The sequence below is a fragment of the Ruegeria sp. ABV4_181 genome (genome assembly GCF_056158465.1).
Map to the genome: position 1 here is coordinate 1,717,523 of NZ_JBSWTI010000002.1, position 20,468 is coordinate 1,737,990.

Consider the following 20,468-nt stretch of genomic DNA (forward strand, 5'->3'; position numbering starts at 1 on the left):
TTTTATTCGCCATACATTTGGGCGTCGTGAATTCACATCTGATCGCGGGGTACCGAGTCCTCCGTTTCCTTGGAGAATACCAAGGTTTCGCCCTGAAAGGCTTTTATTTTTGCGCTGAGGAAAAAGGTCTCTCGGTCGCACCACATTTCGCAAGACGTCTCGGTCCGAAGGTCAATCCCGTCCCGACTCATCTCCTGCGTCCAGTGGCAAAAACCACGGGCAGTCAGCGGATCGTCCGGATGAATGGACCAGCGTTCGTACGCGGTGCCGCCATGTGTCAGCCCATGGTGGTCGTCGGTGACCAGACCGAAGTCATCCTCGATGATCAGGCGCGTTTCGCCCGAGTTCATATCGGTTTCCACGCGCCTGGAATTTCTGGCCTCGCGCAAGGTCGTGACTTTGCGTGGGCTGTCCGTCTCTGCTGGTGGAAAAATCCATTCATCGGTCTCAGCGGCCACCCGGTTCGGGATTGTAATGTCGCCGCGCGTCAGATGCAGTTCGGTGGCTTCCGGCGAAGGCCAGATCAGCGGCCAGTAAGCGCTGGAGACCGCGACGCGCAAATGGTGCCCGCGGGGCACGCGATAGGCGATGTGATCCAGATCCAGCGCAACCTCATATGGCGTGCCTGGCTTCAACGGCTTTGGGTAGGCACGGTTGTCACGATGGGTCAGGTTCAGAACGCCGTAGGTGATGCGCGTTGACGCCCCGTCCGGGTGGACATGATTCAGCCGGACGGCAATCTGCGCCTGTGATTGGTCGGCACTGAGGCGCAAGCGAATGCGGGGCGCTCCGACAATGTTCAGATCTTCGGTCAGCGGCGCGCTGTCGAAACACGCGGACAAGGCGTCATCGGCACGCTGATCGCCCGGCATGTCAGGACCCAGCCAGATGGCGCAATACTCACCGCCATCTATGCCGCAGGTGTGCGGCGAACGCACCTTGCGGTCCAGCGGGCCATCTTGCCCCAGTCCCTTATCTGTCAGGTGTAGGTTCACACCGGGCAAATGCGACGTGGCGCCTTTACATTCAGCGATCCAGTGACCGGGCCTGTTGCTATACCATCGATGAGGGCGCACACCATCCATCAGATAGGCGCGATAATCCGGATCGCTTTCGACGCCGGTGTCCTGATCCCTCAGCCAGCGGTCCCACCAGCGCAGCGCCTCTTGCAGGAAACCGATCCGGGGTTCGGGTACCGCGAAATGAGGATATTTGTGAACCCAGGGACCAACGATCCCTTTGACCGGCGCGGTCAGCTTTTCAACCAACAGCGGCACGGTATTTTTATACGCATCGCCCCAGCCGCCGATGGCCAGTGTGGCCGCCCGAATCGCGCCGAAATCCTCGCACACAGACCCGTGCTGCCAGTAATCGTCCCGCCTTTGGTGGCGCAGCCAGACCGAGGGCAGAAAGGGCTGTCGTTCCAGCCGCTCCAGCCACAAAGCGCGCCAATTCGCGCGCAATGCCGGGTCCGGCGCGCGCGAGGAATAGGACCACATGGTCGCGCCCCAGCCCAGATTCTCGTTCAGCAGGCAGCCGCCCTTGTAGTGGATGTCATCCGCAAACCGGTCGGCGGTCGAGCACAGGGTGATAATGGCCTTCAGCGGCTCTGGTTGAAGCGCGGCAACCTGAAGCGCGTTGAACCCGCCCCAGCTGATCCCCATCATTCCGACCTTGCCGGTGCACCAGACCTGTTGCGACAGCCAGTGTATGGTCGCCACTGCGTCATCCAGTTCCTGCCGGGTGTATTCATCCTCCATCAACCCTTCGCTGTCGCCGTTTCCGCGCATGTCCACACGGATGCAGGCATAGCCGCGCCTGGCAAACCATGGGTGGGTCAGGGCATCCCGCGTCGCTGTGCCATCGCGCTTGCGATAGGGCAGAAACTCCAGAATGGCGGGGACAGGGTTCCGGTCCGCATCTGTTGGACGCCAGACGCGCGCGGACAGACGACACCCATCGGGCATTTCAATACCAACGTCGGGAAGGTCTTCGATATCTCTCAGCACGTTGGCGGGTTGCGTCATGTCGGCAATGTTCGCGGCTTTTCCTTTGCAGGTACGGTCAAAACCGTCAATTCAATCGCGGATTGCGACAAGCAGATCCATCACATTCGTTCCGGTTGGCCCGGTCACCAGCAACGCATCAGCGTGATCCAGATAGCTGCCGCTGTCGGCCCGCAGCAACGCCGGTTCGGCGTCCGGCCCCCAGGTCGATCCGTCGACAACGGCCCCGGCCGCCAGAGTTGGCCCATCGGTGCCGTCGGTCCCGCCCACGACCAGCGTTATCCCCTGACAGCCGGATATCTCGCGCGCCAGTTCCAGCGCCAATGCCTGATTGCGCCCGCCACGACCGGGATTGTCCGGCAGGACAACCGTCGGCTCTCCGCCAAAGACCATGACGCCGCCTGGCATGGCGCGAAGACGTTGTCCCAGAGTTCGAGCCACCTCATGAACGTCGTCATGCAGGCATTCTTCGTCGGCCAGCACTGTGAAACCTTGTGCCTGCGCCATGTCCACCGCCGCCGCGCGCGCATGCGCGTTTGAGGCCACGATCTGTGTTGTGGCCCGAAAATCAACGGCTTCGGGCAAGGCCCCGATCCCCGAGCCGACAACGTTCAGGTCATCGCCGGGCACATCCGAAATCGCCAAAACCGTTGCCCTGCCGCCATGGAAGTGGGAAAGCAGCCCACCGCCCTTGATCCGCGACAGCTTGCGCCGCTGTGCGTTCATAGCGGTGATGTCCAGCCCCGAGGCCAGCAGGCTCTTATTCAGCTGTTCCAGATCATTCAGGGATTTTCCCGGCAACAGATCCTCGGCCAGTGAGGACGCACCGCCGGACACGAGCAGCAACAGATGCGATTCCGGTGCCATCGCCTCTACGGCCGCGCGCAGTGCTTGCCCGCCCTGAAGGCTGCGATTGTCCGGCACCGGGTGAGAAGCTTCGATCACCGTGACAAGGTCCGGAAGGCCCCGCCCGTGTTCATCCTTGGTGACGACCAGAGTGGGGCACGGGCCGAAATGCTCCAGCGCCGCCCGCGCCATAGCGGCGGCCGCTTTGCCAACGGCCAGAATCCGGTCGGGCTCAGGGACCCCGCGCAGCGCTTTGCTGGTCGCGGTATAGCCACCCACGGCGTCGACACCCGCCTGCCATATGCGTATCGCCTGTTGAGCTCTGTTCATCAGCTTTCCATCCAAATCGTGACCGGGCCGTCATTGACCAGTTCAACAGCCATATCTGCACCGAACTGCCCGGTTTCGACGGGCACGCCGTGCTCCTGCAGCCGTTGCGCGAAGACCTCGTAAAGACGTTCACCCAGATCCGGCGGGGCGGCTGCGGAAAATCCGGGCCGGTTCCCGCGCGACGTGTCGGCAGCCAGCGTGAACTGGCTGACCACAAGCGCCGACCCTCCGATATCCAGAACGGACCGATTCATTTTACCCGCGTCGTCTTTGAAGATGCGCAATCTGGAAACCTTGGCGGCCAGATGTTCCGCATTTTGTTCGTCGTCCCCCTGCATCGCGCAGACCAGGATCATCAACCCCGGTCCGGTTTGGCCAACGACATTGTCATCGACGGAAACCCTGGCATGCGAAACCCGTTGTATTACAGCGCGCAAATGTCTTCTCCGCTTGGTTTCTTGCTTACCCGACCCAATCCACGATCTCGCTCAGATCGGCGCGATCGGTGCGAAACCCGTTCGCCGGGTGGTCTTTGTCCGCGTATCCGAAGGATATCGCGCATAGGATTATCCGGTCCGCGGGGATGTCGAAATACCGGCGCAGGAACGGGCTGTAGGTGGCAAGGGCCGCCTGCGGAATCGTGGCAACACCCAGCGCCTGAGCCGCCAGCGAAAACGCGGTAACAAACCCGCCGCAATCCATCGCGCCATAAGATCCAAGCTCTGCCGGGCTGGAGACGATGGCGCAATGAGGTGCCCCAAACAGGGCAAAGTTCTGCATCATCTGATTGGCCGAGGCCGCTCGGTCACCACGTTCCACACCCACCGCCTGATACAGTGCCCACCCGCAGGCCTGGCGGCGATCCTGATACACGCCGGAATACGAGGTTGGAAAGGGCAGGTCAGGGGCCGGGGTGCCGGTCGCAGCCTCTTCCAGCATTGCCTTGCGAAACCGGTCGGTTTCGTCCCCGCTGGTGATCTTCACTTGCCACGGCTGCGCGTTGCACCAGCTTGGTACGCGCGCGGCGCTGGCCACAATCTGCTCGATCTGTTCCCGAGGTACCGGATCAGGTCGAAAAGCCCGGCAGGAGTGCCGTTCATCCAGCAATCTGTTCAGATCGGTAAGCGTCACACGGGCCTCCCCCTCGGCGCAGACGAGGCGCAGGATGGCGTCAGAGCGCAGGATGTTCAAGCGATTAAGCGGCCTTTCCGGGAAGCTGCGCGCGCAAGCTTATTGCTGACCCGTTGCCATCAGATACCCGACGCCGGCGGCGACAAGTAGCCCAAGAACAACGGCGATCGTGATCTTGATTGCGGACCATGGGCGCTCTCCCTGAACGCGCCCGGTGCGCCCGTTCACCACAAAGCGATAGGTCTGCCCGCGATATTTATACGCCGCCATCCAGACCGGCAGCAGGATATGCTTGAACGTCACATTCCGCACATCTGTATCAATCGCATGTATCCGCTGCCGGTCGCCGCCGATGTCGAACCGGACGTCACGCTCGATCACGCGTGCCATATGGCTTCTGGCTTCCTTGTATCCATCCTTCAGTTCAACCGTGTAGGCTTCGGCCCGGAATCCGGCCAGATATTCGGGCTGGTAGGGTTCAAGCGCCGGCAGGTCCCAGGGCTCCAGCGCGTCGGTGTAGCTTTTGGGCAGCGAGCGTGAGGCCAGCACCAGGACGTCGTCAAAGAAGCGGGCCACCCGCCCGGATTTCCGGGACCAGCGGACCTTGGCCACCCGCTGCTGCATCCTTTTGCCGTCGCGCATGACGGTTCGGGTTTCGTAATAGACAACGCCGCGCTCGCCCCGATAGCTGGATTGGGTGTCCGCGTCGAAGGTCCAGTAAGGCACATAGATGCCCTGCATCTTGCGGCCCTTGCGGGCATAGTCCTGCAAACCGTTCGGGGCAAACCACAGGCGGCCCAGCCATTTGTTCATGGCCTTATGCGCGGTGCGCTCGTCCAGCGCAAAGGGCAAAACACACCTGGGTTTGATGTGGCGGCTTACCCCGGTATCCGTCACCACCGGTGTTGCGCAGAACGGGCATTCCGCAGCATGGGTGTCGGGGTCAAATTCGACCTGAGCCGCACAGTTCGGGCAGGACAGCACACGGGTTTCTTCGATTTCACTGTCCGGTAGCCGGTCTGCCAGAGCGGCGTCGAAATCCAGTTCTTTCAGGCTGGCCCCGCCCCACGGCCCGGCACCAATCGCCTCGGAATGTCCGCAATGGTCACAGGTCAGCGTTCCGTCGCCCGGGTTGAATCGGTAATCGGCACCGCATTGGTCGCAGGGAAAACGGTGTTCGTCAGTCATATGCCCGAGCCTTCTGCGTACCGCCCGATCCGGGGCCGACCATAGCGCGAATTGCGAGGGCAACGACAATGCAGGCAGCGATAAACCAGGCCGATCTTTGCGTTACTTGCCACCACCCCATAGGGGTCAGAATGCCGTCAACTCGACTTACTTGATCACCACTGCCGATCTGAGATGAAAAGTTTGGGTTGAGCGATACCATTAATCCAAACAAGCGCCCGATTGCGATGCCAGTTAAGGTCAGAACCAGACCTATGGTTGCGCCCCAAAACGACGCCCGCCTATATGTCACGTTCGTTTGCATAAACCGCCGTAGGAACGGTGCCACAACGATCCATGCCGCAATGAAAGCGATCGGTAGTCCGACAACTGCGAACGGGGGTACAAGTCCGTACACAGACCCCCAGCCTCCGTTATTCAGGGCGCTGACAAAAATGGGAATGCCAATCGCCATCAGCCAGCCCAACAGGGCGGACAAGTTGACCGCCCATAGGAACTGGCGATCGGAATAGGGGGGCTGGTCGGGCTTTCCCCTCAAAACTCACGCTCCGGGCGGTGGCGGCGGCAGGATCGTGAACAACTGCGCCAGTTCCTGAACATCTCCGGCCTTTTTCCAGCCGTCTTGCCCGGCGGTCCAGACGTGGGTTTCGCGGGTGATCTCTCCGTCCGTGGCCATTCGCCCCATCTTGGCTTTCGAGAACGGCCCGCTGGTCTGACCGTCCACCGCGATATGCCAGACATGCTCGACCGGCGGAGGGGGCGGCGGCGCCGCATGCGCCGCTGGTTGCGGGGCAGCGGGGGCGGAACCGCCCCACGGGCCGCTTGGCTGGCCCGCTGCCATGTTGGCCATCTGGTTGGCCATTGCCATACCCATGCCCATACCCAGACCAGCACCCATGCCGCCGCCCTGGCCGGGGTTGTTGGCGGCTGCCGTCATCGCTTCGGCCGCAGAATACTGGGTAAACTTGCCCAGATCGCCGGCCAGCCCCATCGACGTCCGCTTGTCCAGCGCGGCCTCGACCGCAGGCGGCAGAGAGATGTTTTCGATATAGAATTCCGGCATTTCCAGCCCATAGCCGTCCAGCACCGGAGACACCTCGGCCGCGATCAGCTTGCCCAGATCCGCGGTATTGGCCGCCATGTCCAGAACCGGGATACCGGACCCGGCGATCACGCGGCTGAATTCCTGCACGATGATGTTGCGGATCTGGAAACTGATCTCATCCATCGTGAACTCACCATCGGTGCCCACAATCTCAACTAGGAATTTGGCCGCATCCTTGACCCGAACCGTATAGGTGCCGAAAGCCCGGATGCGGGTCGGGCCGAATTCCGGATCGCGCAGCATGATCGGGTTCTTGGTGCCCCATTTCAGGTCATTAAAGCGCGTCGTATTGACGAAATAGATCTCGGACTTGAACGGAGATTGAAAGCCGTGATCCCAGTGCTGCAATGTCGTCAGGATCGGCATGTTATTAGTCTCAAGCATATAGAGACCCGGGGTGAAGACGTCGGCCAGTTGCCCTTCATGCACAAACACCGCCGCCTGACCTTCGCGCACGGTCAGTTTGGCACCGTATTTGATCGCGTGTCCTTCGCGCTCGAACCGCCAGACCATGGTGTCGCGGGTGTCATCGACCCAATGAATGACGTCAATGAATTCTCCGGTCAGAAAATCGAAAATGCCCATTTGGGGTCTCCTCTTCTGGGGCTCAGAGCGGCTGGCCCATCAATTCACGCGCGATGATCCGCACCACAGGGCGGGCTTCGTCAGCCGACACGCCCGCACTCAGACGCTCATCATAAAGAAGCGCCAGCAGTTTTTCGTCATGACTGGTCAGCAATGCAAACTCGTCATCGTCGTTAAAGATCGAAGGCCGGGCGGCCGGGCTGTCATTGGGAAGGCCAAGCCCCTGCGCGATCTCTTCGTGTATGCAACTCAGGCGCAACAGGTCCGCATTTTCGGCCCGGATATATGCCACCGCCTTCTTTATGGAATGCGTGTCACCGCGATGCACGAATGTGAAAACAAAACAGTAATACGGCTTTTGAAGGTTTCTGATCAGATCCAGCCTGTCCTGCGGAATGTCGGGGATCAGCTCCCGCAGCCGTCTCTGGGCATAGGCCGTATCGTCCTGACCGGAAATGAAAACGATAAAATTACCGTCGCGATCCGCGCTTCGGATCCGATGGCCAGTCGCGTTCTGAAGCCGGGCGGCATAAGCCTCGATTTTCGATCGGTCCGCCGCGCGTTTGTCAGGCGCCACGCTTGGACCAAATTCAGTCACGATGCGGATCGGGTTTTTCCACCGGCTGAGCTTGATGGCAGAAGGTCCGCCCGTGAACGCGCCCGACCGGCCCGAATGTTCGTTCACAAAGGCGATCACCTCGAAATTTCGGGCCAGATCCTCGGCATCAAAGGGGGTATCCGGGCCGCCGCCATCGGTCCGCAACAGACCGCGCGCCACAAGATCGTTTTCAATCCTTTGGTAATACCGGGCCAGATCCTGACTGGCCGCGGATGGTGGGACATAAGCGTTTGGAACCGGTGCCGGTGCTACCGGGCGCTGCTCGGGAACAACGGAAGATGTCAGCGCTTCGTCGCAGCCGACCAGCGCCAGCAGTGACGCCAAGCCCAGCAGAGGCCGCAGATATCCCCGAATCCGCACGTCCTGTCCGCCGTCAGCCCGGAACCGATGTTCGGGCGTTGTCGCCGGTTCCGTCCCGGCGCGCCTTGGCTGCGGCCAGCGTATCGCGCAGTTCGGTCTCCATCTTCTGCAACTCCTGCTCGGCGGCGGCGCGTTTAGCCTTGCCTTCGTCGGCAATCGCCAGGCTTTCGTTGATGGTGCCGATCAGATCCGCGTTGGCCTGTTTGACCGCTTCGATGTCGAACACACCGCGTTCCATTTCCTCGCGGATCATCTTATTCGATTCGCGCAGATTTGCGGCGTTCGAAGTCAAAAGTTCATTCGTCAGATCATTGGCATCGCGTACGGCAGCGGCAGCTTCGGCGCTGCGCTGGATGGTCACGGCCTGTGCCAGCTGCGTTTCCCACAGCGGCACGGTGTTGACCAAAGTCGAGTTGATCTTGGTGACCAGCGATTTGTCGTTTTCCTGAACCAGCCGGATCGAAGGCAGCGATTGCATCGTTACCTGTCGCGTCAGTTTCAGATCATGCACCCGGCGTTCCAGATCATCCCGCGCGGCGCGCAGGTCACGCAGTTCCTGCGCCTTCATGACCTGTTCGTCCTCGGGGGCGGCCTGAACCTCGGCTTCCTTTTCGGGGATATCGTGGCTGTCCAGCTCGGTCAGTTTCTCCTCACCCGCCGCAATATACAGCGCCAGTTCGTCGTAGAAGCCCAGCGTCTTTTCATACAGCAGGTCGAGCGATTTGATATCTTTCAGCAAGGTATGTTCGTGGCCCAGAAGATCATCGGTGATCTTGTCGATCTGGTCCTGAACCTGTTCGAACTGGGCGGTGAATTTGGCAAACGGCGCGGCTTTGCCCAGCAGTTTTTCCCACCAGCTGCGTTCGCGGCGCACATCCAGTTCACTGACCGAAAATCCCCGGATCGTGGTCACGATGTTGCGCAGGCTGTCGCCGGCAGGGCCGACATCCTTGTTGCGTACATCGGCCAGCATGGCCTGGCTGATTTCCTGTAACTCGGCCTGCGCGGACGATCCGAAAGAGACGATGGAATTGGTGTTGTCCATGTCGATCTCGCCCATGCGCTTGCGAATCTCGGCACTGACGGGGTCGTCCGCTTCTTCCAGCGAGACGATCTCCGCGGTGGGATCGGGCAGGGCGACGGCGGTTACTTCCTGAACCAGGGTTTCGGCCTCGACCGCCTTGTTCTTGATCTCATCGGACATGGGGATAATCCTCTCACAAATTTTGGCCGGTCAGTCCAACCGGACACCTTCGCGTTGCAGCCGCTCGCGCAACACGTCAATTTCAACCGTCAGATCGCTGCGGTCATCCAATAGCATCTTGCGGGTGCGGGCCGCGAAATTCTGTTCAAGATCGTCCAGCAGGGACGAATAATCCTTCAGCGCCTGAGCGTCACGGGTACGGGCATAGACATCGGCGAACTTCACCGTCGCGTCGCGCGCGCCCTGCAAATAGACGGTCAGGTATTTGCGGGCGCCGCTCAGGTCGCGGGGGTCTTCCTCGACCGTGCGGAACAACTCGCGGGCGGTGTCCTGAAACTGTTCGACCCGCGCTTCGATCCTGCGGTCGCCGGCGCGTTTGATTGCATCCGTCATCTCGGTCAGGTGGGTTTCCGCGTCCTCGACCACGCGGGCGACGCGATCCTGCTGAAACGTGTCGATGCCTTCCATCCCCTTGTCTTTCAGCGGATCCAATCCGAAGGAGACCGAATGCAGAACGGTTGCGACCGCGCCGAACAGAACCGGAGCGATCAGGCTGGCCTCGGACGCGGTGGCTGCGTCCAGAAACTCTGTGCGATAAGACGCCAGACCGGCACCTAAACCCGTCAGGATGCTGGAGAATATCTTTCTGGGAAATGCAGGTCGCCGCGCGGTACGCCGGGCATTAAACGCAGCCTCGGCGCGCAGCCCTTCGCGCAGCAGAAAAGCCGCAGCCGTCAGCAGGCCGGCCGCGATCAGGCCGATGGTCATCCCGATTGCGCCGTCATTCAATGACAGGAATACCAATGGGACCGCGGGCAGAAACAGAAGGTTTGCACGCGCGCCTGCCGGTTCGACCCGGGCGCCGTCAAACTGGCCGCGTCTGGGCTGCTCTGACGGGTCAGGGTCACCCTGTGGGCTGAATTTTCCGCCATAGCGTTTGGCCATGCGCCTACAAGCCCCCCAATACGCCGGTGCAAACACCGAGCAACAGCGCCAGCAGCGCAACGTAGGCCAGTTTCTGTACTCCGGTTCCGGACATGGCGCCCCCCAAAGACAACCTTCAGGGAAAATCTAGGGGATGAGAGGCCCCGGCGCTAGGGGAAAGGTTGCCTAACCTGCGTCACTTGCGAGGTTTCTTGCCGACCGGGGGCCGTTTTCGTTGCGGTCTGCCGGGGCGTTTCGTCGCGGGGTCCGGCTCTGGGTCCAGGCCCAGCTGATCGCGCATCACGCGGCGGCGGATTTCTTCAACCTCGCCGGGTTTCAGATTCCCCAGCTGGAACGGTCCATAAGATACCCGCAACAGGCGGTTTACCGTAAACCCGATATCCTCCATCGCGCGGCGGATTTCGCGATTCTTGCCTTCGCGCAGGCCGATGGTCAGCCATGCATTCGCCCCTTGCTGACGGTCCAGCGAGACGGTCATCGGCTGAAACCGTTCACCTTCGATGACCAGACCCTGACGCAGGGGGGCAAAATCCTCGTCCTTGGGGCGGCCGTTGACGCGTACACGGTATTTGCGCAGCCATCCGGTGGCGGGCAGCTCCAGCTTGCGCTTGATGCCGCCATCATTGGTCAGCAGCAGCAGACCTTCGGAATTCAGGTCCAGCCGGCCGACGCTCATGACACGGGGCATGTCCTCGGGCAGGTTGTCGAAGATCGTTGCGCGGCCTTTTTCGTCGCGTGTCGTCGTCACCAGACCGGAGGGTTTGTGATACAGCCACAGGCGCGAGGGTTCCGGCTCGGACACCGGTTTGCCGTCAACGGTGATCTTGTCCTTGGCAGTGACGTTCAGCGCAGGGCTGTCGATGACCTTGCCGTTCACCGAAACCCGACCGGCTTCGATCATGCGTTCGGCTTCACGGCGCGAGGCGACGCCCGCGCGGGCAAGGGTTTTGGCGATCCTGTCGCCGGGAGGAGGGGTGTTGCTCATCCGCAGGCCATAGCGCATCCCGTCCGCTTGCGAAAGACAGGTTTCTGATGCAGTCAGGGGCATGGAGTTCAAATCGCACATGAATGCCGCGCTGGAACAGGCGCGCGCCGCCGCGAAACGCGGAGAGGTCCCGGTTGGCGCCGTGATCGTGGCTGCCGATGGCCGGATTGCGGCGGCGGCAGGCAACCGAACGCGCGAACTGAACGACCCGACGGCTCATGCCGAAATTCTGGCGTTGCGGGCTGCCTGTGCCGCAGCCGGGTCCGAGCGTCTGCCGGATCACGACCTCTATGTCACCCTGGAACCCTGCGCAATGTGCGCGGCGGCACTGGCGGCGGCGCGGATCCGGCGCATCTATTACGGTGCTGCCGATCCGAAATCTGGCGGCATCGCCCATGGCGCGCGGGTTTTCACCCATTCGCAGGCGCACCATTCACCCGAGGTCTACGACGGTATCGGAGGGCAGGAGGCCGCCGAAATGCTAAAGGAATTCTTCGCCGCGAGGCGGTGATCCTACAGGGAAATGGGCTGCATGATTTCGGGCTCGATCACGTCGACACCGGGCAACCCATCCGCCAGTGCCTGTGCGGATTGTTCCAGAATTGAGAAGGTCTTGTAGTGGCAGGGAATCACGGTCTTGAAGTTAAAATACCGTCTGGCCGCGTAAGCCGCCCCTTTCATATCCATCGTAAAATGCCCCCCCGCCGACAGTATGCCGATATCGGGTTTGTAATAGTCTCCCATCCAGTCCATGTCGGCCATGATATCCGTATCACCGGACAGATAGACCATGTGACCCTCGGACGCGATCATGAAGCCAACCTCGCTGCCGCCGGTCCGGAGCCCTTCGGGCGTCGAGAAAGTCGAACTGTGCGAGGCGGGCACCATCGACACCTTGATACCGTTCAGGTTCACCGTGCCGCCCTTGTTGTAGCCGATGGTTTCCAGCCCTTCAGCCTCGCTCCAATACCCCATCAGATCATACTGACCGACAACCGGTACGTTCAGGTGTTTGGCCAGGGAAACCACGTCGACCACGTGGTCGAAATGCGTGTGCGTCAGGAGGATATGCGTCGCCCCGTCCAATGCGTTGTCGTGATGCTCTTCCGACAGGACCGGGTTGCCGGTCAGCCACGGGTCGATCAGCAGAACCTGCCCTTGTGTTTCAATGCGGAAGCTTCCGTGGCCCAGCCAGATGATATTCATAAAAAATCCTCCCAATCAGCCTGTTGGCATCAACCTAGCATCGGCTATGTAAAATTTCATGGACTGGTTGCAGGAAATTGACGGCTATTGCGAGCGTGTGTCGCCCGCCTATTGGGCCGAGCCAATAAACGCCGTCACAAACGCGGCCTTTCTGATCGCGGCGATTGTCATGTGGCGTCGGGTGCGGGGGCAGGGGATGCCTCTGGCAATGGTGCTGGTTGGCATTCTGGTCGCCATCGGGATCGGCAGCTATTTGTTTCACACCCACGCGCAGGTCTGGGCCGCCATGGCGGATGTTGTGCCGATCCTGCTCTACATTCTGGTCTATATCTTCGCGATCAATCGCGACGTCTGGCAGATGAGGCCGCTAACAGCCGGGATAGTGACGGCATTGTTTTTCCCTTATGCGGCTGCAACCATTCCTCTGTTTCAGCTTGTTCCGGGGCTGGGTGGGTCAGCCGGTTATGCCCCGGTCCCGCTCTTGATCCTGATCTATGCGTTCCTTCTGCGCGACAGGACGCCTGAGACGGCCCGAGGGCTGGCGATCGGCGCGGCAATCCTGATCGCCTCAATCACGTTTCGGGCGCTTGACGAACCTCTCTGCGGATTGGTGCCGACCGGCACGCATTTCATGTGGCACATCCTGAATGCCACCATGCTGGGATGGATGATCGAGGTCTACAAATCGCACCTTTTGCGCGCGTCTCAGCCCTGAAACGCCGCCGCGAGGTCTTCAGGCAAGTCGAATTCCGACAAAACGCGCGCGCGACCGTCGGCCGACATTTTGCGGGCGGTTTTTTCGACAATGCGCAGGATTTTTTCGGCCGAGTGTTTGGCGGCGAAAGGCGCGAAATACCATTTGAGAAAGACGAAACAGATGACGTCTTCCAGCGCCTGCACCTCGGCATCGCGCTTGATACCCTGTTTGCGCAGCATGCGACCGGCAGTTTCCGCCTCATCCGCGCTGTAGCCTTCGTGTTCCATCATCGCCATGACCACGTCGGCATGGTAAACGCCCTGCGCCTTGCGCCACGCCAGGTATCCTGCGCGGCCCTCGGGGTATTCGCTGCGCGCCAGCTTCCAGCGCTCGACATGCTGACCGCGTGCCGCGATTTGCAACAGGTCCGATGCATCGGGAATAAGCCTGTTGAGTTCGGCGCTCATCCGCTGGCCGTAAAGCAGGGCGGCAGGCTGGCCGTCTTCCTGATTGGGGTCTTGCCTGTTGGCGGCGTCAATCGCCTCCAATACCGCTTGCATGCGTGCGCTCATCTTCCGCTCCGTCAGAATGCCGGGTCTGTTCGACAGCCCGGCGGGTCATTCAGCGGTATCGTAACGGCTTGCTGCGGCAAGTGCAGCAGCCAATTGCAGATTGTCCGGGCCGATTGTGGCTTGACCGGCCCGGACCGAGGGGGGGGGTTACTTATCCAGTTTCACCTGATCTTTCGTGACGGTCCCCGAGATCGGCTCGGGGAAGCTCAGATCCCGCGTCAGGCTGTCCATGGTGGGCCCGAATGCCTGAGCCTGCGCTGCAAGAACTGTGGTGGCCAATACAAAGGCTGTCATGAACGTTTTCATTTTCTTTCTCCGGTTTAGGCTGTGCCATACAGTTCGAAATGAACAGTACAGTTCAGTTTTTCAAGAAGGGAAATGAACCAATCAGTTCACTTTGGCGTATAGGGGATATGCAAATTTGAATGGCAGCCCTGTAAGCCGGAACAGGCCATGGGCGATATCCGCCGCCGGGCGGTCTTGCGACCCGGGCATCAGACGGGTAAATGCCCCCTAACGCATATGAGGTTTCCCATGTCGATTGACCAAAGCACCGCCGCCAAGGTGGCCAAACTGGCCCGGATCAAGGTCGAGGATGACGCGCTGCCGGCGCTGGCATCCGAGTTCAACACCATTCTTGGGTTCATCGAGCAACTGAACGAAGTGGATGTCGACGGGGTCGAGCCGATGGTCTCGGTCGAACCGATGCGCCTGAAACGTCGTGAGGATGTGGTCACCGACGGCAACCAGCAGGACAAGGTTCTGGCCAACGCCCCCGACGCCCGCGAAGGGTTCTTCGCAGTCCCCAAAGTGGTGGAGTAAGACATGAGCGATCTGAACAAACTGGGCTTGGCCGAGGCCCGCGACGCGCTGCGCAAGGGTGACGTGACCTCGGTTGAACTGACTGAATCCTGCCTGAAGGCCATTGATGACGCCGACGCGCTGAACGCGTTTGTCCACAAAACGCCCGAGATCGCGCTGGAACGCGCCAAGGCGGCCGATGAGCGGATCAAGGCGGGCGATGCGCCCTCGATGTGTGGTCTGCCGATCGGCATCAAGGACCTGTTCTGCACCAAGGGCGTGCCCTCGCAGGCGGCCTCGAAAATTCTGGAGGGCTTCAAGCCCGAATACGAATCCACCGTGTCTCAGCAACTGGCCGATGCCGGTGCCGTAATGCTGGGCAAACTGAACATGGACGAATTCGCCATGGGCTCGTCCAACGAAACCTCGGTCTATGGCAACGCAGTCAGCCCGTGGCGCCGCGGCAATGATGATGCGCAGCTGACACCGGGCGGATCGTCAGGCGGGTCTGCTTCGGCCGTCGCGGCTGATCTCTGTCTGGCCGCGACCGGTACAGATACCGGCGGCTCGATCCGCCAGCCTGCCGCGTTTGTGGGCATCACCGGAATCAAACCAACCTATGGTCGTTGCTCGCGCTGGGGCATCGTGGCCTTCGCCTCCTCACTGGATCAGGCCGGTCCGATGACCAAGAACGTCCGTGACGCGGCGATCATGCTGGAAACCATGTGCGGTCACGACCCCAAGGATTCGACCAGCGCCGAACTGGCTGTCCCGAATTTCGAGGCGATGCTGACCGGCGACATCAAGGGAAAGAAGATCGGTATCCCCAAGGAATACCGCATGGACGGCATGCCCACCGAGATCGAGAAGCTCTGGTCTGAAGGCGCTGAAATGCTGAAAGCGGCAGGGGCTGAGATTGTCGATATCTCACTGCCGCACACCAAATACGCGCTGCCTGCCTACTACGTGATTGCGCCGGCCGAGGCGTCCTCGAACCTCGCCCGGTATGATGGTGTCCGCTATGGCCGCCGCGCGCAACTGGCGCAGGGCGACGGCATCACCGAGATGTACGAAAAAACCCGCGCCGAAGGGTTCGGTCATGAGGTGCAGCGCCGTGTCATGGTCGGAACTTACGTGCTGTCGGCAGGCTTCTACGATGCCTACTACAACCGCGCCCGTCGCGTCCGCACACTGATCAAGAAAGACTTCGAAGATGTCTTCGCTGCTGGCGTCGATGCCATCCTGACCCCGGCCACGCCGTCTGCGGCTTTTGGTCTGGGAGAGATGACCGAGGCCGATCCGGTTCAGATGTACCTGAACGACGTTTTCACGGTGACCGTGAACCTGGCTGGCCTGCCCGGCATCTCGGTGCCCGCCGGCCTCGACAAACAGGGTCTGCCGCTTGGCCTGCAACTGATCGGTCGTCCGTGGGACGAAGGCGATCTGCTCAACACGGCCTATGCGCTGGAAAGCGCCGCCGGGTTTGTGGCCAAGCCGGGGAAATGGTGGTAATCCTCGGAGCAGGCAAGACAACGCAAGACGGAGCAGCTGGATGCGCTTTTCGCTTCTGATCCCCGCAATCGGGCTTGTGGCCGCCTGCGACACGGTGGCCCCTGTCAACGGGACGGATTTCAACACCCCGGCCTATCAGGCGCAGCGCGAGGCGCAGCTTGCGGGGCAGGGGTATACCGGCAATCCGTTGCTTGGCCCGGTTGAAGTGTCCGAACAGCAACTGGGCGCGCCCGGCACGACATCCCCGCTGCCGACCGGTGACAATGCAGACATCGCGTCGGCAACCGCCGCCGCACTGGCCAGCACCTCCGGCCAGGAAACGGCCGTGCCGCCCGTGACGCCGGTCCCCAGCAATAACGCAATATCCGATGAGCAGGATTTCGAAGCAGTATCGGGACGCCGCACCATCGAAACCGACGCGGCGCGGCTCGAGCAGAACCGCCAGACCTATGAGGTCGTCGCGCCTACGGCGGTTCCGCAACGCGGTACGGATGGTCAGCCCAATATCGTTCAATATGCGCTGAACACGTCGAACCCGGTGGGAACCCAGCTCTATAGTCGCGCAGGGTTTAACCTGCAGGCCAAAGCGCAGCGCAATTGCGCCCGCTACCCGTCAGCCGATCAGGCCCAGATCGAGTTTCTGGCCAATGGCGGCCCCCAGCGTGACCGCAAGGGTCTGGATCCCGATGGCGACGGCTACGCCTGCGGCTGGGATCCCAGCCCGTTCCGCAGTGCTGTCAACAACTGATCCGCAGACGCCAATCTGGCACCCGTCGCTCAATTTCGGCCCGCGCCGGGATGGGCTGACCCCGTCCCTGATCGTCCTCCACTATACCGCGATGGACAGCGCGCAGGCCGCGCTGGAGCGGTTGTGTGATCCTGCTTGTGAAGTATCCGCCCATTACCTGATAGGTGCTGAAGGCACGCTCTGGCAGATGGTGCGCGAGGAAGACCGCGCATGGCACGCCGGGGCAGGGGAATGGCACGGGTCGGCCGATATCAATTCCCGCTCGATCGGTATCGAGTTGGATAACCGAGGTGATCATCCGTTCTCCGCCCCGCAAATGTCGGCGCTGGATCAGCTTCTGATGGCGGTAATGACGCGTTGGGGAATTGCGGCCGAAGGTGTGATCGGCCATTCCGACATGGCACCAGGCCGAAAGACCGATCCCGGCCCCCGGTTTGATTGGCAGCGGCTGGAACGTCAGGGCCTGGCCGCCAGGCGCGGCACAGCGGCGCCCGCAGCACCGGCCGCGTTTCAAACACTTGCCCGCCGCAGGGGATACACGGCGGTTGTTGACGACGAAACATTGTTGTCTGCGGTCCGCTTGCGCTATCGCCCATGGGCCACCGGCCCACTGCATGCGGATGATCTTGCGCCGCTGGGCGGGTTACATGATCCGACTTGATCCGCTCTTCATCTGGCCGGAAATACCTCGGGGTTGAATTGGCCGCAGGCCAAGAAGGGGCTGGCCCCTTCACACCCCATCCACCCTTGACGCCGCCGGGCACACATCCTACGCAACCCACGCGCGGAGGGCCGGATGGCCGCTGGGGTCGCAAGACCCGAGAGGAAAGTCCGGACTCCACAAGACAACGGTGCCGGGTAACGCCCGGGCGGGGCAACCCGACGGAAAGCGCCACAGAAATCAGACCGCCCCGTTTTCGGGGTAAGGGTGAAACGGTGGGGTAAGAGCCCACCGCGCCGCTGGCAACAGTGGCGGCACGGCAAGCCCCACCGGGAGCAATGCCAAATAGGGTCCCCGCGCGGGCCGGTCGGCGTCAGCCGATACCGCCGCTAAGCGCGTCTTGGCCGAGAGGGACCGGGTTGGCAGCTTGAGCCGTGCAGCAATGCACGGCCTAGAGGAATGGTCATCGAAGGGGGCAACCCCGGAACAAGATCCGGCTTACAGGCCCTCCGCGCACTATCCCGATCAAGCGCCGGGTGGCGTGTAGGCCCGGGTCAATACAGCCGCCTTTTCCGTGATTGCCACAAAGTCGTCCGCTGTCCAGGCCCGAACGGTCTCGATCTTTTCAACCGCGCCGGATGCCGCCACCGCCATACCGACCGCAACCGCGTCTGTTCCATCGGGCGCATCGCTGATCACGACCACATCATTTGATCCTGTCGTCATGTTAAAAGCTAACAGCTTGCCGCCAACTTTTTCCAGCAAGTCCTTCACCGGTCCGGTTCTGCTTGCAGGCTTTTGCAGCATGCCCTGAATGCCAGCCTTGGAATATGAAGCGTAGGTAAGGAAAACAGGCAAAATTGTCCTCCCTGGATCAATATTTTGGAAAAGTGAAACTGGTCAATTCCTCGCCGGAATTGCCTATGCGGTCACAAAGCCCCCGGAATCGCCGCGTAAAATCACTGCCAACAGCGGTTGCGTGCCTGTCTGCGATGCCTCGATGAGCGAGCCTGAAAAATGGCTTCTACCTTGCAATACGAAGGGCACATATCAGGAAATCGCAATTTGTTCAAATCTGGCGCGCAAACTTCAGGCCAAGGCTGAAATTGGCGTGCTAACCTTAGCCTTATGGTCGTGAGCCCGGCAGGCCCTCTGAAGCCTCGGTTTCTCGGATACCCGAATAATGTTATCGTTCAGACCAATCACGCTTTACCTGTCGGGAGGTTCACCATGAGTTTCATGAAGGCACTTGCATCGGTTGCGGTTGGCTTTGCTGCGGCCAAGGGCATGGAAAAATACAAGCAGATGGGTGGCATGGCCGGGCTGCAGGACATGATGCAGGGCGCAGGCGGCGGCTTTGGCATGGACCAGCTTGGTAAAATGGCCGAGCAATTTGGCATGCCGGGCGGTGCGGCTGGTTTGCAGGGCATGTTTGGCAAGCTGGGCGCAACCAGCCAAGCCGGCGCCGCCGGGTTGGGCGGGCTCATGAACGCCATGCAGGGCGCTGCCAGAACCGGCAGTCAACAGACCGTCGACATGATGGAGACAGTGTTCAAGGGCACGCCCGGCGGCGCGGTCATGGAGGAACAGGCCAAACTGATGCTGCGGGCGATGATCCAGGCGGCCAAGGCTGACGGCCAGTTGGATGCGCAGGAAAAGGAAACCATTCTGGGCGAATTGGGCGACGACATCAGCGCCGAGGAGCGTGCCTTTGTGCAGGAACAGCTTGATGCGCCAATTGACGTCATCGGACTGGCTGCCGATTCCGGCGCACCGTTGAAGACGCAGGTCTATGCAACCTCCCTGGCCGCGATTCGCCTCGACAACCAGCAAGAGGCTTCCTATTTGCTGCAACTGGCGACGGCTTTGGGGCTTTCAGACGTGGAGCGGGATCAGATTCACACCTATATGGGGGCGCCGACCCTGTCCGCCTGACGTCAATCTCATATCCATTTCCCCGCATGCGCGATTGCCCTTGACATGGGCGGTGCAGGGCGTAAAAGCGCACGCTCATAGGAATTCAACCGAAAGGCCCCTGCCTTTTCGGACGCAGGAGATAACCATGGCGAAGCCGACGACAATCAAGATCCGCCTGAACTCGACCGCGGGCACGGGCCACTTCTACGTGACCAAAAAGAACGCACGCACCATGACCGAGAAGATGACCATTCGCAAATACGACCCGGTCGCTCGGAAGCATGTCGAGTACAAGGAAGGCAAGATTAAGTAATCTGCCGTCCAGCTTGGACAGTTTCAAAGGGCTCTGCTGCGGCAGGGCCTTTTTTGCGTGCCTCCTAGTTCGAGATCGTCGCCAAACAGAGGGCAGCGGCGCCACCGATCCCTCCGTTGCAATGACGCATCAGAGGTCAGGCCATTCAATTCTACGGTGGGTTGCTTTTTGCAAGGGCTTGCCCCTACGCTTCAACAAACCGTTCCAAAATGTTGGCCGTCATGAAAAAAATCTTGTTATCCACACTGACCATTCTGGCCCTTGCAGCCTGCGAAGATCCGTTCAACCGCCAGGGTGTCGGGTTCACTGGGATCGATGGCGAGCCGCGCACCATCTCTGACGTGCCGGGTGCCGCGGCCTTCCTACCGCCAGCCACCAATATCCCGGCCGAGCTGGCCGTGCTGCCGGCCATTCCTGTGACGACGACCGAGGTCGAGGCCGAGAAAATCGCGCGGGTTGCAATCGACAATGGCGGGCGCAGCGATACCGACTCGGTCATTCTGACCGGGTCTGACACCAACCTGTTCCTGAGCACCGTCAGCGTGAACGGAACCCTCTACGGTGTGTTGCGCACGGCAAACAACAGCACGCGGGTGGACAACGCCATTGGGGCCAGCTTTGGCCGTAACGCAGAACAATTTACCGGCTGCCTACCGGCGGGCGATGTATTCCGCAAAGGCTCGTCTGATCGCAGCTCGGGATTTGCCGTGCCGCTGAACTGCAGCTAAAACAAGCTG

23 protein-coding genes and 1 other RNA gene are annotated in these 20,468 nt (G+C 60.9%); 10 read left to right on the plus strand and 14 right to left on the minus strand.

The features are described 5' to 3' along the window. Positions 1 to 32: 32 nt before the first annotated feature. From ACXAC3_RS08480 to ACXAC3_RS08525, 10 genes are all read right to left on the minus strand, one after another. Positions 33 to 2,027: a CocE/NonD family hydrolase gene (locus ACXAC3_RS08480; RefSeq protein ID WP_475158721.1), complete on the minus strand. Its 1,995-nt coding sequence runs from the start codon at positions 2,025 to 2,027 to the stop codon at positions 33 to 35. A gap of 51 nt (positions 2,028 to 2,078) precedes the next feature. Next, on the minus strand, positions 2,079 to 3,182 hold the full coding sequence (locus ACXAC3_RS08485; RefSeq protein WP_475158722.1) for a glycerate kinase type-2 family protein: 1,104 nt from the start codon (positions 3,180 to 3,182) through the stop codon (positions 2,079 to 2,081). Further along, on the minus strand, positions 3,182 to 3,619 hold the full coding sequence (gene dtd, locus ACXAC3_RS08490; RefSeq protein WP_475158725.1) for a D-aminoacyl-tRNA deacylase: 438 nt from the start codon (positions 3,617 to 3,619) through the stop codon (positions 3,182 to 3,184). Before dtd ends, ACXAC3_RS08485 begins: the two co-directional genes overlap by 1 nt. 25 nt (positions 3,620 to 3,644) lie before the next feature. After that, complete coding sequence (locus ACXAC3_RS08495) at positions 3,645 to 4,313, minus strand: nitroreductase (RefSeq protein WP_475158726.1); 669 nt, start codon at positions 4,311 to 4,313, stop codon at positions 3,645 to 3,647. 99 nt (positions 4,314 to 4,412) lie between these two features. Further along, positions 4,413 to 5,501: a TFIIB-type zinc finger domain-containing protein gene (locus ACXAC3_RS08500; RefSeq protein ID WP_475158729.1), complete on the minus strand. Its 1,089-nt coding sequence runs from the start codon at positions 5,499 to 5,501 to the stop codon at positions 4,413 to 4,415. Positions 5,502 to 6,042: 541 nt separating this feature from the next. Then, positions 6,043 to 7,191 carry an SPFH domain-containing protein gene (locus ACXAC3_RS08505; protein WP_475158730.1) on the minus strand — a complete coding sequence of 383 codons (1,149 nt, stop codon included), beginning with the start codon at positions 7,189 to 7,191 and terminating at the stop codon, positions 6,043 to 6,045. 22 nt (positions 7,192 to 7,213) lie between these two features. After that, the gene (locus ACXAC3_RS08510; RefSeq protein ID WP_475163387.1) at positions 7,214 to 8,164 is read right to left on the minus strand and encodes a DUF2927 domain-containing protein; all 951 of its coding nucleotides are present in this window, start codon (positions 8,162 to 8,164) and stop codon (positions 7,214 to 7,216) included. 19 nt (positions 8,165 to 8,183) lie between these two features. After that, positions 8,184 to 9,374 carry a toxic anion resistance protein gene (locus ACXAC3_RS08515; protein ID WP_475158733.1) on the minus strand — a complete coding sequence of 397 codons (1,191 nt, stop codon included), beginning with the start codon at positions 9,372 to 9,374 and terminating at the stop codon, positions 8,184 to 8,186. Between the two features lie 30 nt (positions 9,375 to 9,404). Continuing rightward, positions 9,405 to 10,319: a 5-bromo-4-chloroindolyl phosphate hydrolysis family protein gene (locus ACXAC3_RS08520; protein WP_475158736.1), complete on the minus strand. Its 915-nt coding sequence runs from the start codon at positions 10,317 to 10,319 to the stop codon at positions 9,405 to 9,407. 175 nt (positions 10,320 to 10,494) lie between these two features. Further along, complete coding sequence (locus ACXAC3_RS08525; RefSeq protein ID WP_475158739.1) at positions 10,495 to 11,367, minus strand: pseudouridine synthase; 873 nt, start codon at positions 11,365 to 11,367, stop codon at positions 10,495 to 10,497. On the opposite strand from ACXAC3_RS08525, the gene ACXAC3_RS08530 reads away from it, so the two are divergent. Next, positions 11,366 to 11,815, plus strand: coding sequence for a nucleoside deaminase (locus ACXAC3_RS08530; RefSeq protein WP_475158742.1), 450 nt, complete (start codon positions 11,366 to 11,368; stop codon positions 11,813 to 11,815). The two genes, ACXAC3_RS08525 and ACXAC3_RS08530, sit on opposite strands and share 2 nt — an antisense overlap. Positions 11,816 to 11,817: 2 nt before the next feature. Here the strand turns inward: ACXAC3_RS08530 and ACXAC3_RS08535 are convergent, their stop codons facing one another. Next, on the minus strand, positions 11,818 to 12,510 hold the full coding sequence (locus ACXAC3_RS08535; protein WP_475158746.1) for a metal-dependent hydrolase: 693 nt from the start codon (positions 12,508 to 12,510) through the stop codon (positions 11,818 to 11,820). Between the two features lie 58 nt (positions 12,511 to 12,568). Between ACXAC3_RS08535 and ACXAC3_RS08540 the strand changes: the two genes are divergently transcribed. Continuing rightward, on the plus strand, positions 12,569 to 13,225 hold the full coding sequence (locus tag ACXAC3_RS08540; RefSeq protein WP_475158748.1) for a ceramidase domain-containing protein: 657 nt from the start codon (positions 12,569 to 12,571) through the stop codon (positions 13,223 to 13,225). Here the strand turns inward: ACXAC3_RS08540 and ACXAC3_RS08545 are convergent. Next, positions 13,216 to 13,779 carry a DUF4202 domain-containing protein gene (locus tag ACXAC3_RS08545; RefSeq protein WP_475158750.1) on the minus strand — a complete coding sequence of 188 codons (564 nt, stop codon included), beginning with the start codon at positions 13,777 to 13,779 and terminating at the stop codon, positions 13,216 to 13,218. The two genes, ACXAC3_RS08540 and ACXAC3_RS08545, sit on opposite strands and share 10 nt — an antisense overlap. Positions 13,780 to 13,926: 147 nt before the next feature. Continuing rightward, the gene (locus tag ACXAC3_RS08550) at positions 13,927 to 14,085 is read right to left on the minus strand and encodes a hypothetical protein (RefSeq protein WP_475158752.1); all 159 of its coding nucleotides are present in this window, start codon (positions 14,083 to 14,085) and stop codon (positions 13,927 to 13,929) included. A 228-nt stretch (positions 14,086 to 14,313) separates the two neighbouring features. Here ACXAC3_RS08550 and gatC point away from each other — a divergent pair, with 228 nt between their 5' ends. From gatC to rnpB, 5 genes are all read left to right on the plus strand, one after another. Then, positions 14,314 to 14,601: an Asp-tRNA(Asn)/Glu-tRNA(Gln) amidotransferase subunit GatC gene (gene gatC, locus ACXAC3_RS08555; protein ID WP_039536649.1), complete on the plus strand. Its 288-nt coding sequence runs from the start codon at positions 14,314 to 14,316 to the stop codon at positions 14,599 to 14,601. Positions 14,602 to 14,604: 3 nt separating this feature from the next. Beyond that, complete coding sequence (gene gatA / locus ACXAC3_RS08560) at positions 14,605 to 16,092, plus strand: Asp-tRNA(Asn)/Glu-tRNA(Gln) amidotransferase subunit GatA (RefSeq protein ID WP_475158754.1); 1,488 nt, start codon at positions 14,605 to 14,607, stop codon at positions 16,090 to 16,092. A 40-nt stretch (positions 16,093 to 16,132) separates the two neighbouring features. Continuing rightward, positions 16,133 to 16,840 (plus strand): hypothetical protein, encoded by a 708-nt coding sequence (locus tag ACXAC3_RS08565; RefSeq protein ID WP_475158757.1) that lies wholly within the window; start codon positions 16,133 to 16,135, stop codon positions 16,838 to 16,840. Next, positions 16,827 to 17,501, plus strand: a complete 675-nt coding sequence (locus ACXAC3_RS08570) for an N-acetylmuramoyl-L-alanine amidase (RefSeq protein WP_475163388.1) — start codon at positions 16,827 to 16,829, stop codon at positions 17,499 to 17,501. Before ACXAC3_RS08565 ends, ACXAC3_RS08570 begins: the two co-directional genes overlap by 14 nt. Before the next feature lie 123 nt (positions 17,502 to 17,624). Beyond that, positions 17,625 to 18,018: RNase P RNA component class A (gene rnpB, locus ACXAC3_RS08575), an RNA gene on the plus strand. An 8-nt stretch (positions 18,019 to 18,026) separates the two neighbouring features. On the opposite strand, the gene ACXAC3_RS08580 is transcribed toward rnpB, so the two are convergent. Next, positions 18,027 to 18,359 carry a GYD domain-containing protein gene (locus ACXAC3_RS08580; protein ID WP_475158759.1) on the minus strand — a complete coding sequence of 111 codons (333 nt, stop codon included), beginning with the start codon at positions 18,357 to 18,359 and terminating at the stop codon, positions 18,027 to 18,029. 372 nt (positions 18,360 to 18,731) lie between these two features. On the opposite strand from ACXAC3_RS08580, the gene ACXAC3_RS08585 reads away from it, so the two are divergent. From ACXAC3_RS08585 to ACXAC3_RS08595, 3 genes are all read left to right on the plus strand, one after another. After that, positions 18,732 to 19,436, plus strand: a complete 705-nt coding sequence (locus ACXAC3_RS08585) for a DUF533 domain-containing protein (protein WP_475158760.1) — start codon at positions 18,732 to 18,734, stop codon at positions 19,434 to 19,436. A 127-nt stretch (positions 19,437 to 19,563) separates the two neighbouring features. Further along, positions 19,564 to 19,731: a 50S ribosomal protein L33 gene (gene rpmG / locus ACXAC3_RS08590; RefSeq protein ID WP_010441901.1), complete on the plus strand. Its 168-nt coding sequence runs from the start codon at positions 19,564 to 19,566 to the stop codon at positions 19,729 to 19,731. Between the two features lie 221 nt (positions 19,732 to 19,952). Beyond that, the gene (locus tag ACXAC3_RS08595; RefSeq protein WP_475158765.1) at positions 19,953 to 20,459 is read left to right on the plus strand and encodes a hypothetical protein; all 507 of its coding nucleotides are present in this window, start codon (positions 19,953 to 19,955) and stop codon (positions 20,457 to 20,459) included. The last annotated feature ends 9 nt before the right edge of the window (positions 20,460 to 20,468 follow it).

Bases quoted from the DNA above. Each gene is read 5' to 3' on its own strand.
- ACXAC3_RS08480 (WP_475158721.1), bottom strand. From the start codon at position 2,027: ATGACGCAACCCGCCAACGTGCTGAGAGATATCGAAGACCTTCCCGAC.
- ACXAC3_RS08485 (WP_475158722.1), bottom strand. From the start codon at position 3,182: ATGAACAGAGCTCAACAGGCGATACGCATATGGCAGGCGGGTGTCGAC.
- ACXAC3_RS08500 (WP_475158729.1), bottom strand. From the start codon at position 5,501: ATGACTGACGAACACCGTTTTCCCTGCGACCAATGCGGTGCCGATTAC.
- ACXAC3_RS08505 (WP_475158730.1), bottom strand. From the start codon at position 7,191: ATGGGCATTTTCGATTTTCTGACCGGAGAATTCATTGACGTCATTCAT.
- ACXAC3_RS08515 (WP_475158733.1), bottom strand. From the start codon at position 9,374: ATGTCCGATGAGATCAAGAACAAGGCGGTCGAGGCCGAAACCCTGGTT.
- ACXAC3_RS08520 (WP_475158736.1), bottom strand. From the start codon at position 10,319: ATGGCCAAACGCTATGGCGGAAAATTCAGCCCACAGGGTGACCCTGAC.
- ACXAC3_RS08530 (WP_475158742.1), top strand. From the start codon at position 11,366: ATGGAGTTCAAATCGCACATGAATGCCGCGCTGGAACAGGCGCGCGCC.
- ACXAC3_RS08525 (WP_475158739.1), bottom strand. From the start codon at position 11,367: ATGCCCCTGACTGCATCAGAAACCTGTCTTTCGCAAGCGGACGGGATG.
- ACXAC3_RS08535 (WP_475158746.1), bottom strand. From the start codon at position 12,510: ATGAATATCATCTGGCTGGGCCACGGAAGCTTCCGCATTGAAACACAA.
- ACXAC3_RS08540 (WP_475158748.1), top strand. From the start codon at position 12,569: ATGGACTGGTTGCAGGAAATTGACGGCTATTGCGAGCGTGTGTCGCCC.
- ACXAC3_RS08545 (WP_475158750.1), bottom strand. From the start codon at position 13,779: ATGAGCGCACGCATGCAAGCGGTATTGGAGGCGATTGACGCCGCCAAC.
- ACXAC3_RS08550 (WP_475158752.1), bottom strand. From the start codon at position 14,085: ATGAAAACGTTCATGACAGCCTTTGTATTGGCCACCACAGTTCTTGCA.
- gatC (WP_039536649.1), top strand. From the start codon at position 14,314: ATGTCGATTGACCAAAGCACCGCCGCCAAGGTGGCCAAACTGGCCCGG.
- gatA (WP_475158754.1), top strand. From the start codon at position 14,605: ATGAGCGATCTGAACAAACTGGGCTTGGCCGAGGCCCGCGACGCGCTG.
- ACXAC3_RS08565 (WP_475158757.1), top strand. From the start codon at position 16,133: ATGCGCTTTTCGCTTCTGATCCCCGCAATCGGGCTTGTGGCCGCCTGC.
- ACXAC3_RS08585 (WP_475158760.1), top strand. From the start codon at position 18,732: ATGAGTTTCATGAAGGCACTTGCATCGGTTGCGGTTGGCTTTGCTGCG.
- rpmG (WP_010441901.1), top strand. From the start codon at position 19,564: ATGGCGAAGCCGACGACAATCAAGATCCGCCTGAACTCGACCGCGGGC.
- ACXAC3_RS08595 (WP_475158765.1), top strand. From the start codon at position 19,953: ATGAAAAAAATCTTGTTATCCACACTGACCATTCTGGCCCTTGCAGCC.